Source organism: Celerinatantimonas marina (assembly GCF_046054165.1).
Taxonomy (GTDB): Bacteria; Pseudomonadota; Gammaproteobacteria; order Enterobacterales; family Celerinatantimonadaceae; genus Celerinatantimonas.
Genome location: NZ_JBFNXK010000020.1, coordinates 25162 through 38491 on the forward strand (window position 1 = coordinate 25162; position 13330 = coordinate 38491).

The 13330-nt window shown below is 45.3% G+C and carries 14 protein-coding genes; 9 read left to right on the top strand and 5 right to left on the bottom strand.

Going from position 1 to position 13330, the window contains the following annotated elements; genetic code table 11:
* Positions 1–301 precede the first annotated feature (301 nt).
* Complete coding sequence (gene ampE, locus ABUE20_RS17330; RefSeq protein WP_408621211.1) at positions 302–1147, bottom strand: regulatory signaling modulator protein AmpE; 846 nt, start codon at positions 1145–1147, stop codon at positions 302–304.
* 20 nt (positions 1148–1167) lie between these two features.
* The gene (gene ampD / locus ABUE20_RS17335) at positions 1168–1737 is read right to left on the bottom strand and encodes a 1,6-anhydro-N-acetylmuramyl-L-alanine amidase AmpD (RefSeq protein ID WP_408621212.1); all 570 of its coding nucleotides are present in this window, start codon (positions 1735–1737) and stop codon (positions 1168–1170) included.
* A 102-nt stretch (positions 1738–1839) separates the two neighbouring features.
* Between ampD and nadC the strand changes: the two genes are divergently transcribed.
* From nadC to yacG, 8 genes are all read left to right on the top strand, one after another.
* Entirely contained in the window at positions 1840–2715 is an 876-nt protein-coding gene (gene nadC, locus ABUE20_RS17340; RefSeq protein ID WP_408621213.1) for a carboxylating nicotinate-nucleotide diphosphorylase, read from the top strand.
* Positions 2716–2931: 216 nt separating this feature from the next.
* Positions 2932–3447 carry a pilin gene (locus ABUE20_RS17345; RefSeq protein WP_408621214.1) on the top strand — a complete coding sequence of 172 codons (516 nt, stop codon included), beginning with the start codon at positions 2932–2934 and terminating at the stop codon, positions 3445–3447.
* Positions 3447–5021: a GspE/PulE family protein gene (locus ABUE20_RS17350; protein ID WP_408621215.1), complete on the top strand. Its 1575-nt coding sequence runs from the start codon at positions 3447–3449 to the stop codon at positions 5019–5021. Before ABUE20_RS17345 ends, ABUE20_RS17350 begins: the two co-directional genes overlap by 1 nt.
* Positions 5014–6222 carry a type II secretion system F family protein gene (locus ABUE20_RS17355; RefSeq protein ID WP_408621216.1) on the top strand — a complete coding sequence of 403 codons (1209 nt, stop codon included), beginning with the start codon at positions 5014–5016 and terminating at the stop codon, positions 6220–6222. The genes ABUE20_RS17350 and ABUE20_RS17355 overlap by 8 nt, the downstream gene beginning before the upstream one ends.
* A 16-nt stretch (positions 6223–6238) precedes the next feature.
* A complete protein-coding gene (locus tag ABUE20_RS17360) occupies positions 6239–7123 on the top strand; it encodes a prepilin peptidase (RefSeq protein ID WP_408621217.1) in 885 nt (294 codons plus the stop codon).
* 1 nt (position 7124) lies between these two features.
* Entirely contained in the window at positions 7125–7742 is a 618-nt protein-coding gene (coaE, locus tag ABUE20_RS17365; RefSeq protein WP_408621218.1) for a dephospho-CoA kinase, read from the top strand.
* A 41-nt stretch (positions 7743–7783) separates the two neighbouring features.
* The gene (gene zapD, locus ABUE20_RS17370; RefSeq protein WP_408621219.1) at positions 7784–8527 is read left to right on the top strand and encodes a cell division protein ZapD; all 744 of its coding nucleotides are present in this window, start codon (positions 7784–7786) and stop codon (positions 8525–8527) included.
* A 1-nt stretch (position 8528) separates the two neighbouring features.
* On the top strand, positions 8529–8732 hold the full coding sequence (gene yacG, locus ABUE20_RS17375) for a DNA gyrase inhibitor YacG (protein WP_408621220.1): 204 nt from the start codon (positions 8529–8531) through the stop codon (positions 8730–8732).
* Here the strand turns inward: yacG and mutT are convergent.
* From mutT to ABUE20_RS17390, 3 genes are all read right to left on the bottom strand, one after another.
* Positions 8723–9124 carry an 8-oxo-dGTP diphosphatase MutT gene (mutT, locus tag ABUE20_RS17380; RefSeq protein WP_408621221.1) on the bottom strand — a complete coding sequence of 134 codons (402 nt, stop codon included), beginning with the start codon at positions 9122–9124 and terminating at the stop codon, positions 8723–8725. The two genes, yacG and mutT, sit on opposite strands and share 10 nt — an antisense overlap.
* A gap of 62 nt (positions 9125–9186) precedes the next feature.
* Positions 9187–11925, bottom strand: coding sequence for a preprotein translocase subunit SecA (gene secA, locus ABUE20_RS17385; RefSeq protein ID WP_408621222.1), 2739 nt, complete (start codon positions 11923–11925; stop codon positions 9187–9189).
* 27 nt (positions 11926–11952) lie between these two features.
* Entirely contained in the window at positions 11953–12843 is an 891-nt protein-coding gene (locus tag ABUE20_RS17390; RefSeq protein WP_408621223.1) for a M23 family metallopeptidase, read from the bottom strand.
* A gap of 24 nt (positions 12844–12867) precedes the next feature.
* Here ABUE20_RS17390 and ABUE20_RS17395 point away from each other — a divergent pair, with 24 nt between their 5' ends.
* Positions 12868–13329, top strand: coding sequence for a hypothetical protein (locus ABUE20_RS17395; RefSeq protein ID WP_408621224.1), 462 nt, complete (start codon positions 12868–12870; stop codon positions 13327–13329).
* The last annotated feature ends 1 nt before the right edge of the window (position 13330 follow it).

A 13330-nucleotide genomic window follows, 5' to 3' on the forward strand; every position in this document is an offset into this window, starting at 1 on the left:
TTGCAAATAAAGATTAATAATTTGATTTTCAATCAAATAGCACATTATTTTAACATCTGACATTGTTTTATATATCATGAATTAGCATTCAGACTACGGGAATATCAAGAGCATTACAAATAAACGTATTTGTGATAACAATCACAAAAAGTCAAATGGTCAGACCAATTTTAATTTGAAATCAAGCGAAATATTTGTACAGATTCCGTACAGTTACAAGAAGATAGAGCTTACCGCACCTTGTGCAATTCATATTCGCTGCCGAATGCGGTAAAGAGCAAAGAGACGTCGGAAAAGGCGACTAAATCAGCCATCCATAAAGAGTCAACAAGGCGATGATGACCAAAGAGAGCAATAAACTCCCTTTCAGTAACTGAACTATATGTATAATCATGGCATTGCTGTTCATCTCATCACCACTTTGGCCTCGACAGCTTTGCGCTATCAGTCCCAACCACTCCGCATTGGCATGGCGATGATCCGTAATTGATTGTTTCCAAATCTGAAACCCTCTTGTCGATCGGGAACATAACACGTAACTCAAGGCACTTAGACGCGAGGGGATCCAATCGATAATATGCAGTAGTTGTGCGATCAACCGTACAGAGCAAGCTGCATTCGGATGATCAATGGCCCAGGTTTGCAAACTCCGCAACAATCCATAGCATAACGCCAGAGCTGGACCTCCGATAGCAAACCAGAACACGATCGAAAAATAATAACGGAAGTTAAGCCAACACATAAAACGCCCCACCTGCTCCTGAGACTCCAGAGGCAAACTCGCGGTTCCAGGAAACAAATAAGCAAGCCGTTGATTGAAGCTTAAACAAGCACCTTTAGGATTGGTAGGGCTGCTTTTTATATAATCACGAAACGCCAGCTGTAACCCGGGACATCCCAACGTAAGTAATGGAACGCTAACCCACACAATCAAGGAACACAGCCCGAATAACCACCCTTGAATGAACCATTGCACCGCAGCCATCAATAGCGTGGGTAACACGACCCCAAACAATAACCAGCTACCACTCCCTTTACAAGGTAACCAACCAAACCATTGACAACTCCACTCTTGCCACAGCCATCGAGACCGATAATGACGAGTACGTTCTAAGATTAACGCAAAAACAATAGCGATGAGCGACATGAAAACTCCCGATTAAAAGTCTACGCGGACTGCAACAATTGACGATAATAGCGCCAATCAAATCCACTCCCCGGATCAGTTTTACGATCTGGAGCTATATCACTATGACCGACAATGCGATCTGGAACAAGTTGCGAGTAATAAGTGCATAATGTCTTCGTGACCGATCCCAGACTTTGATATTGAGCCCATGTAAATGGACCATCATCAACCCCTTCCAGTTCAATTCCTATCGAAAAATCATTACAGTTATGCCGCCCGGCAAATGTAGATACGCCAGCATGCCAAGCGCGCTGATCAAAAGGAACAAACTGAAAAACATCCCCGATTCGATCAATAAATAAGTGAGCGGATACTTGCATATCGGCAATAGTGTCCAACTCAGGATGAAGCCCTTTGGATAGATATCCCCCAAAAAACTGCTGTACCATTTGATTGCGATAACATCCCCGAGGAAGACTAATGCAATGGATCACCAGTAACGATATATCCTGAGGATCCGGACGTTGATTATAAAAATGGCATTCCCTCGGCACAGCCGAAGCAAGCCATTCATGTTGATCCCGTTGGACAACACGCATACCTGTCATAAATTCATCGCCATCAGTTCAATACAATAGGGTATTATATAGGGCCATTGACTAATTTTTTAAAGGCTAAAGACTTGGAGAGCCATTCCAAGAGAGCCTTGGATGAATATTCGTGAGGATAAACCATTGATCGACGCCGAGATACTTCAGCAAAATGTGGCGGCTGCCCTAACCGAAGATCTTCACGGTCATGCAGACCGTGATTTAACCGCACAATTAATTCCGGAAACCCGACAAAGCAGTGCCACGATTATCACCCGTGAATCAGGGATCTTCTGCGGTCAACCTTTTGTCAACGAAGTTTTTAAACAGTTGGGAGATACCACTGACATCCAGTGGCATGTCGAAGAGGGCCAGCAACTGGAACCGAATCAACTGCTATGTACCTTGCATGGCTCATCCCGTATTCTGCTGACCGGCGAACGAACTGCTCTAAATTTTATTCAGACGCTGTCGGCTATTGCGACCCAAGCGCATCAATACAGCCGTCAATTAGAAGGGACACACTGCCGCCTGCTCGATACCCGAAAAACACTCCCAGGGCTCAGAATGGCGAGTAAATATGCGGTCACAATTGGGGGCGGACATAACCATCGCATCGGGTTATTTGATGCGTTTCTCATCAAAGAAAACCATATCATGGCTTGTGGGAGTATTGCCGAAGCCGTTGCTCAAGCCCGAAAAATCGCGGCTCACACTCAAGTTGAAGTCGAAGTCGAAACACTGGATGAACTAGAACAGGCGATTCAAAGTGGCTGTGATGTGATTATGCTCGATAATTTTTCAGTTGCACTGATGGAACAGGCGGTCACAATCCGACAAGCCCGACACAGCTCGGCCAAACTGGAAGTATCCGGAGATGTCACTCTGGAAACGATCCGAGAGTATGCATTAACCGGGGTCGATTTCATTTCGGTTGGAGCACTCACCAAACATATTCGGGCCCTCGATCTCTCGATGCGTTTTCAGCATCATTAATACACTTTAGTCATCGGCAAAATTAGCTCCAAAGCGATTATTTAGCCACCGCCATCGATGTTGTTCAGATCCGCTTCGATGGCGGTATATGGTGATTGATCATCTAACGATGAGTGGCCCTGACTCTAAGAGCAGGCTATCGAACGGGCTTGGGGCTTGCATCCAGCACGATAGCGAGTATATTTATTGATAAATTTATCATTTAATGTAACCGTTATGATGTCTGTTACAAGTTCAGTTAACACTCGAGGTTTTACACTCATTGAACTTCTCATTACCCTAGCGATTGTGGCGACTTTAGCCGCAATGGCAATGCCGGTTTATTCTCACTATATCAATCGAGCTAAATTTTCAGAATTAATCCAGGCCACCGGACCAATAAAAACAGCGCTGGATGTCTGTACTCAAAGCCATGCTCGCTCGGAATTGACCCAAGATGAACAAGATCCTTGCCTCAATTCGGCCGCCCCTTTTATATTAGATGAAACAACCACCAGCCAAAATCCTCAGACCGAGATTCGTTCTTTAGAAGTACAACCTCTGGCCGCAGGCGCTCAAACCAGTTCTGCCGGTTCTATCGGCTATAGTATTATTGTGACCGCCAAAAGTGATTTAAATAACAACGATGACAATATGCCTCTAACCTATCAGTTAGACGGGAGTCTCGATCCCGATCAAAACACACTACGCTGGACCACTTCTGGAAGTTGCCTCACTCAAGGTTGGTGCTAATGCAATCCATGCAGGCTCTGGCGGAAATACTCTGCCAGAGTGAATCTTCAAAACAAGCGCTCTTTCGATTACAACACCAGTTTCCAAACCGACCACAACGATGGCTTCTACAATTGTTGCACACTCAAGCCATCTCCCTCATCCAGTTCCAGTGTTGGTTAAGCCAAAATAAATATCCTCAGATGCTCAAACTTTCCCCCTACAATGGTCCACTTCCGGGACGATTACAGCTGAGCCATCTGCTAGATCATCAAGTCATCATTACTAGTCATTATGCCGGTGTGCTACAAATCGGTCTGCTTGATCCTCTCGATCAAAATATCATCGAACAATTTCAAATGTTAAGCCAACAGGAAATCGAATGGGTCATATTAGATCCCCAATGGCTGGCGTCGCAGCTCCAACAACTTAAGCGAGCGATTCATCATCCATCCACCCCTGAGCCATCCCCGAGCGGTCAATCCTCTTTATCTGAGCAAATCACACAACTCATCAGTCGAGCTTGGATGGAAAATGTTTCAGACCTGCACTTCGAGCCCACCCTGACCGATTTTCGGATCCGAGCCAGAATTGACGGCCTGTTACATCCTTACATGACCTATCCCAAACAGTTGGCCCCTAATATTATCTCTTGGCTTAAAGTGGCCTCTCAATTGGATATTGCTCAAAAACGACTCCCTCAGGATGGACGACTCAAACTGGAATCAGGGCCAGCACAAGATGTCGATATCCGGATCAGCACACTACCGACCATTCATGGCGAGAAAATTGCCTTACGTTTACTGGGAACCAACCAACAAGCGCCCTCGCTAGAACAACTTGGACTGAACCAACATCAACTGCAACAGCTCATTCATGCACTGGAACAACCCCAAGGGATGATCATCGTGACCGGGCCCACCGGCTCAGGGAAAACCAGTACCCTGTATGCCGCTCTGGCTCGAATTAATCATCCAAGCGTCAATATTTCAACGGCTGAAGATCCTGTCGAAATTAATCTTTCGGGCATTAATCAGGTTCCAATCAACCCAACCGCAGGACTCACATTTGCCAAACTATTACGCGCCTTTCTACGTCAAGATCCCGATATCATTATGGTTGGAGAAATTCGGGATCCAGAAACGGCTGAAATTGCATTCCGAGCGGCCCAAACCGGTCACCGGGTACTGACAACACTACATACTAACAATGCGATCGAAACCATTACGCGACTCGAACAACTCGGAATTCCCCGTTATCAGATCAGTGAATCGACCCGCTTAATCATCGCCCAGCGTTTAGTTCGAAAAATATGCCCAATCTGTCACGGTGTTGACCCAACCACTTCCGCCCATGATCCATGCCATTTCTGTCATCAGGGATATCAGGGACGCATCGGTATTTTTGAACTGTTGGAATCGTCAGCAACAGTCGCCCAGCTGATTCTGGAAAAGGCCAGCCCATCACAATGGCTCTCACAGCTCGATTCACTCCACTATTCGGATCTATGGGCCAATGCCAGAGAGCTAGTTGAACTGGGGATCACCTCCGATGAAGAAATACAGCGAGTCTTAGGAAACAACCGTCATGACTGAACATTCATATCAATGGCAAGGGATTGATGCACATGGTCTATCCTGTCAGGGGATCCGCTTAAGTACTTCCGTTGAACAATTACAAAAACAGCTGATCGAAGAACATATCAGCCTGATCCAGGCCCGAAAACAATCCATCTGGCTGCGTCACTGGCGACGTTCGCATCTCTCTTTTAGTGAGCGACAACAATTCACCGAACAAATGGCGACGACCTTACATGCCGGCATTCCATTGGAGCAATCCTTAAAGATGCTCAGTCACCAACATCAAAGCCCCCGCATCGTCTTATTAGCCGAACAAATTCGAATGGCTCTGGAACAGGGCCTCTCTTTGTCTCTGGCACTGCAACAAAGTCGACAATTTTCACCTTTTTATTATCAGTTAATTGCAGCGGCTGAACGTATCGGAGCTCTCGCCACTATTTTTAGCCAACTGCAGCACTATTTAAATGATCAGAGTACGCTCCGACATCAACTCATGAAAGCCTTGTGTTACCCACTCTTCATTCTAATTTTAGCGACCGTGACCCTATTCTTCATGTTCCATTTTATCGTTCCTAAATTTAGGCAACTGTTTAATCAATTACATGCCCCTTTGCCCGTACTCACACAACACGTTATTTGGTTATCAACTCATACCCAATCATTATTGATCAGCCTCATGCTGCTCATTTTAAGCAGCTATTTAACGGCAAAAATAATTCGCCACTACAGGCCGCAACATTGGCGGCAATTACAAGCTATCTGGCTCAAACTTCCGATGATTGGAAAAATCAGACAACTGATTTGGTGGAGTCGAACCAGCACTATTTTAGCCACCACCAGCTGTAGTGGACTGCCGTTACTGACAGGGCTGGAAAATGTATTAGCTATTTGCCAACATCATTATTATCGCCAACAACTTCAAAATGTCATCGAAAGGGTTAAAAGTGGTCAAAGTTTCTATCTAGCTTGCCAATATAGTCAATTATTTACGCCACAAGCCCAGCAACTTATCAATCTTGGGGAAGAAAGTGGAACACTGGACCAAATGCTGGTTAAAATAACCCAACTTTACGAACAGCAATTAACAACAGCCCTTCAGATCGGATTCGATCTAATTGAACCTATCGTTATGGCTGCGATGGGTGCAATCATCGGGACGATTGTCATTGCCATGTATTTACCTATCTTTAATTTAGGGAATATTGTTCATCCCTAATCAACATGGAACCGTTATGCAGCAGCTTACGCAATTCTGGCTACAATTCCCGGTTGAATTCTGGGTATTTGCCATTCTGATCGCCCTCATTATCGGCTCGTTTCTCAATGTTCTCATCTACCGTCTCCCCCTGATGCTACAACGACAATGGCTCAGTGATAGCCAACAGTTTCTGTCTGAACAAGAACAATCCGAGACACCGCTCCCCAGCGGCCGCTTCAATCTCTGGCTTCCTGGATCACAATGCCCTCACTGCCATCATGCCATTCCACCGTGGCTGAATATCCCAGTAATCAGTTGGTTATTATTAAAAGGACGATGTCATTATTGTCAGCACGCTATTGGATGGCACTATCTGCTGATCGAATTAGCTGCGCCACTATTGGTTTACTTCACATTTATTCAATTTGGGATCAGCTATCAATGGCTATTGGCCTGCATATTCGTTTTTAGTTTGTTCACTTTGTCGATGATCGATCTCAAAACCATGTTGCTCCCCGATCAATTGACACTTCCATTACTCTGGCTTGGACTGCTGGTTAATTCTCATCATCTTTTGGTTTCACTAAATGATGCCGTATGGGGAGCAGCACTGGGATATCTATTTTTATGGGGGCTGTACTGGATTTTTAAGTTACTGACCCAGAAAGAAGGACTCGGATACGGTGACTTTAAACTACTGGCCGCCATTGGGGCCTGGTTGGGTTGGCATGCTCTGCCCCTGATACTATTATTGGGATCGATGGCCGGAGCGATCATCGGCCTCATGTTACTAATAACCAAAAAATCCAACCGTCAAACCCCGATACCATTTGGGCCTTTTCTGACATTAGGCACCTATCTCTATCTGTTTGCTGGACAGGGGCTCATCCATAACTACCAACTGCTCTTAGGATATTAATATGATTGTTGCGATAACCGGAGGCATTGCCAGTGGTAAATCAACCGTGGCCGATCTGATCGCTCGACAAGGGATCGATTGCGTCGACGCCGATATAGTCGCTCGGGAGCTCGTCACCCCAGGTGGTGAGGCTTTACAAGAAATCCAACACCACTTTGGCTCATCCATCATCGATGAAAAAGGTACGCTTAACCGAAAAAAACTTCGCGAATTAGTTTTTGCTTCTCCCAAACAACGGATTTGGCTTGAACACTGCCTTCATCCCCGGATCCAAAAAGAGATAGAACGGCAACTCAAAGCGGCAACCAGCGACTATACTTTAATGGTGGTCCCCCTGTTAGTCGGAAGTCCATTGCAAACTTTAGCCGATCGAATTTTAGTGGTGGATATGCCCATCCGTATCCAAATAAGCCGAGTATGCCAACGCGATCAAATCAATGAAGAGCTGGCCCGGCAAATTATCGCTAGCCAAGCAAGCCGAGAACAACGCATCGTGATAGCGGACGATATTCTCGTCAATGACGATTCTCTGCAATCGCTGCAAGCAAAAGCCCTGAAGCTGCATAGAAAATATCTACATCTGGCAAAATCCGATGACAGCCCCGGTAGGACTCTTTAAACTACTATAATCCTTTTAGGTGACAGGTCAGAGTTTACACCGTGCAAAATAAATTAATTTTTGAACACCCGCTTAATGAAAAAGTTCGAACCTATCTTCGGGTTGAAAACCTTTTTGACACTCTGGAACAGACCACAAAAATGCAAGACGCGAGTCAGGTACAGAACTTTTTCCGTACCCTGTTTGATTTAAACGAGGTCTTGGATCGCAGTGAATGGCGTAGCGATTTACTCAAAGATTTAGATAAACAACGTCAACGGCTACGTCAATGGGCCAATTTACCTCAAACGGATACATCAAAAGTTCAAGAAGCCTTAACCAAAGCCAATCAGCTTTTCAGTAAAATTAACCAGCAGCCTAAACTTTCTAATCTGATCAAAGAAGATCGTTTTCTAAACATGCTTCGACAAAGACTCGCACTGCCTGGGGGCGCTTGTAGTTTCGATCTTCCTCAGCTTTATTACTGGTACCACCTCAACGAAGTACAACGTGATGTCGATCTACTTCGTTGGCTCACACCTTTTATGGAAGTCGCATCAGCGATGGGTTTTATACTCAGCATGTTAAGAGGACAGTCGCTTCAAGAATACGTCGTCGCCAAAGGGGGCTTTTATCAGGGACAACGCGAAGGATGCGCCCTGCTGCGTCTGGAAATTTCATCGGAAGTTCCGTGCTTTCCCACCATTAGTGGCCACAAAAATCGCTTTGCGATTAAATTTATGACACTTGATGGCGCAATTCAAAATGATCTAAACTTCTCCCTCACCTGTTGTCGGAGTATTTAATATGAGTAAAACCACGATGGTCCCCTGCCCGACTTGTCATAAACCGAGTGAATATTCCCCTAATAACCCCTGGCGCCCGTTCTGTTGTGAGCGTTGCAAGTTGATCGATTTAGGGGAATGGGCGAATGAAGAAAAAGTGATCCCTGGACGTTCCGTAGCCGAAGATGCAAACCATCCCGATCCAGACCAGTGGGATTATGAATAACGCATTGCAATCGCTTGTAGAATAGGGTGATTCGCCGCCGGGAATTCATAGTGACTCAAATCTTGATAATCAACCCAGCGGATCGGTTGCCCTTCTTTTCCTTCTGCCTGACCCGCGAAGTGCTCAACCCAATAGATATGTAAGATAACCTGCTTATCCGGGTACTGATGCTGGATATCGAACATTTTCTCGCAGCATTCACTCTCGACCTCTAACCCGAGTTCCTCATTTAACTCCCGAACCAGAGCTTGAGGTTGAGATTCATCCGATTCAACTTTACCCCCAGGGAATTCCCATAGCCCACCTTGATGCTGCGTTTCAGAACGTTTTGCAATCAAAATCTGTGCCCCTTTCACTATCACCCCAACAACAACATCGACAGTTTGGTTCATATCTCTGTACTCCCTAAAAACAGAAAAGCCCGGATAAACCGGGCCTTTAAACAATAATTAAGTTAACTCAGACGACCGTGGCATTGCTTATATTTTTTGCCACTACCACATGGACACGGGTCATTACGGCCAATTTTAGCCCCCTGACGAATCACCTGCTGTACTTTAGCATTCTGTTCATCAGTGGCTTCACCATCAGCAAACTGTGAAGATTGCTGCGAACCATGGTGCAAAGCATTCTGATTCTGACGCTCAGCCTGTTCGCGTCGCCGGCGTTCCATTTCTTCAACTTCAGATGGATCCTGAACTTCCACCCGGCTCAACACGCTCACCACATCAGCCTTCAGAGTTTCTAGCATTTGTGTAAACAGCTCAAACGATTCCCGTTTATATTCCTGTTTCGGATCACGCTGCGCATAACCCCGCAGGTGGATCCCCTGACGCAAGTGATCCATCGCCGCTAAATGCTCTTTCCAAAGCTGATCCAGACTCTGTAACATGACGGACTTCTCAAAGCCGCGCATGACTTCTTCACCGACTAAATCAACTTTATGCTGATATTCATCGACGGCATGCTGAACAATTCGTTCCCGAAGTGTTTCTTCATAGAGTTTGTCATCTTCATCCAGCCATTTCTGAATCGGTAAATCTAAACAAAAATCACTTTTCAGATGTTTTTCTAAGCCCGCCACATCCCACATCTCTTCTAGAGATTGAGGCGGAATATACGTATCGATGACCTGATTGAAGACATCCTCCCGGATCACATGAATCGTTTCAGAGATATCATCCGTATCCATTAATTCATTACGCTGTTCATACACAACTTTACGTTGATCATTGGCAACATCGTCAAATTCAAGCAACGATTTACGGATATCAAAGTTACGGCCTTCAACTTTGCGTTGTGCATTTTCAATCGCACGAGAAACCCAGGGATGTTCAATCGCTTCCCCATGTTTCATGCCCAGTTTTTTCATCATCCCGGAAACTCGTTCTGATGCGAAAATACGCATCAACGGATCTTCCATCGAGAGATAAAAACGGCTAGAACCCGGGTCCCCTTGTCGTCCAGCACGGCCACGCAACTGATTGTCAATTCGCCGCGATTCATGACGTTCCGTACCAATAATATGTAAACCACCCGCCGCAATGACTTGCTCGTGCACCTGTTGCCAATCCGCTTTGATTTTAGCAATTTCATTTTCACTGGGTTCTGCCAGCTGAGCTACTTTGGCCTGCCAGTTTCCACCTAAGATAATGTCGGTACCACGACCAGCCATATTGGTCGCAATGGTCACGGCGCCCGGAATACCAGCTTCAGCAATAATTTCAGCTTCACGCTCATGATGCTTCGCATTCAGAACCTGATGCTTAATTTTATTTTTACGCAGTAAATCGGATAAATACTCAGAGTTTTCAATCGATGCCGTCCCAACCAATACCGGCTGTTTACGCTCGATACAACCTTTAATATCTTCAATAATGGCCGCATATTTTTCTTCGGACGTCAGATACACCAGATCGCCCCGGTCTTCACGGATCATCGGTTTATTGGTTGGGATCACAACCGTATCCAAACCGTAGATTTGCTGGAATTCGAACGCTTCGGTATCCGCAGTCCCGGTCATCCCGGCTAATTTTTCATACAAACGGAAATAGTTCTGGAAGGTGATCGAGGCCAGTGTCTGGTTTTCGCTTTGAATTTTAACATGTTCTTTGGCTTCAACGGCCTGATGTAAACCTTCAGACCAACGCCGCCCTTCCATGGTTCGCCCCGTATGTTCATCGACAATGACCACTTCACCTTTTTCGTTCACGATATAATCCACATCGCGTTCAAATAAAGTATGAGCCCGTAGAGCTGCATTCACATGGTGCAACAACGCAATACTAGAAGCCGAATACAGCGACTGCTCTTCTTCCAGCAGGCCGCGTTCATGCAGCAGATCTTCAACAAAAATCTGACCCCGTTCGGTCAAAAAGACCTGCTTGGCTTTTTCATCAACCGTGAAATGCCCATCGCCGGTGTAATCTTCTGAATCTTCTTTATCTTGTTTTTGCAACTGCGGGATCAGCTCATTCACTTGGATATAGAGTTCTGAACTATCTTCCGCCGCCCCGGAAATAATAAGTGGTGTTCGAGCTTCATCAATGAGAATAGAATCCACTTCATCGATCAGCGCATAATGCAAAGGACGCTGTACCCGCTGCTCCGGTGAATAAGCCATGTTATCGCGTAGATAATCGAAACCGAACTCGTTATTGGTCCCATAGGTAATATCCGCCTGATACGCCGCTAATTTTTCTTCCGGTTCCATATTGGCGATATTGACTGCGACACTGATGCCCAGAAAATCAAATAATGGCCGGTTTGATTCGGCGTCACGTTGCGCCAAATAATCGTTCACGGTAATAACATGCACACCTTTACCGGTCAGCGCATTCAGATAAGCGGGTAAGGTTGCGGTCAGCGTTTTACCTTCACCAGTCCGCATTTCTGCAATTTTGCTGTCATTGAGAACCATGCCACCGATTAACTGAACGTCGAAATGGCGCATGCCAAAGACACGTTTCGAAGCTTCTCGAACCGTTGCAAATGCTTCAGGTAATAAGGCATCGACACTTTCGCCGTTAGATAAACGTTCCCGAAATTCGGCTGTTTTAGCCTGTAAGTCCTGATCGTTCAAAGCTTCAAATTTCGGTTCCATCTCATTGATCTGCCGAACGATCTTACGTAATTGTTTAATGGTGCGCTGGTTACGACTACCAATAACTTTGGTGAGAATTTTACTAATCATGCGTATTTTCTTATGTAAACCATCAAATTAAGATTTTTTAATCCGGCGTTCCATATACGACACCGGATTAAGATGTTGACCATTATGTAATACTTCAAAATGAACATGTGGCCCGGTCGACCGTCCTGTTGACCCCATCAGTGCAATAATCTCTCCCTTTGTCACGACGTCGCCAACCTGGACAAGGACTTTCTGAGTATGCGCATAACGAGTCACCATACCATTACCATGTTCAATCTCAACCATATTACCGAAACCGAATCGTTTACCGGCCCAACTGACAACGCCAGCAGCAACCGAATGGATCTGAACCCCTTCTGTTCCGGCAATATCAACCCCTTCATGATAACGGTAGCGCCCCGTAAACGGATCCCGCCGTCGTCCATAAGGTGAGGATAACCAAACTCCCTTTTCCCAGGCAGGCCAACCTGAAATATACGAGATATCTTTAAGATGGCGACGCTCAGCGGTTAATTCAACCATAGCCGTCTGATTTTGTGTGATTTGGAACTGTTTTTGCAACAACTGTAACCAACTCTGGGCTGTTCCAAGGTGAGTTACATCCAAATTTAACACCGGAGAAGCGGTAGGTGTTAATGTTACACCAATTTTGTGACTTAACTGTGATAACAGCTGATGTTGCTCAGCCAATTGCTCAGCCATCATACCTACCTGCCACTGTAGTGAACTCTGTTGAGCCTGGACCACACTATTCGTGAACGGCCCCGCTTCAGGTCGGTTTAACTGAGCCAGCAATTGCTGATTATTGACTACAAGCTGTTGGTATTTATAAATACCGTATCCGATAAAAATCGCACCGAGAAGAATGATTAAACTCACCATCCCGATAAAAGGCCAAACCGGTATCGTACGGACTCGACGTTGTTGTTTAACTGCGTATACTAAAGCCAATCTCATATTATTAATCTATCATTCTTTATTATGGCGAAACGTATTCATCAACCCATCGATCTGGATCACCTATTACATAATAGGCAGTTTTCTCATTTCAAAGAATCCATTCAACAGCGACGTCAATTACAGTTACAAACGCAACAGATCCTAAGCAAATTTCATATTCAGAATTGCCAGCTGGTTGAACTGAGCCACGGCAAAGCTTTAATTGCGACCCCTTCAGCCGCATGGCTAACCCGGCTACAGCAATTAAAGTCTGTATTACTGTCAGAATTTCGGCAGACTTATCCCGGATTAATTACGCTTGAATTTAAGATAAATCCCAAGTTGGCTAGCATTAAACCAGAACCCGTACCAAAAATCATTAATGATCGCAAAATAAGCCCGCAGAGTGCAGAGTACATCAATCAAGTAGCGGAGCATATGCCTGCAGAATTATCAGAAAAGATGAAGAGAATAGCGGCACTTTGCGGAGAGAAAAGGAAGTAGT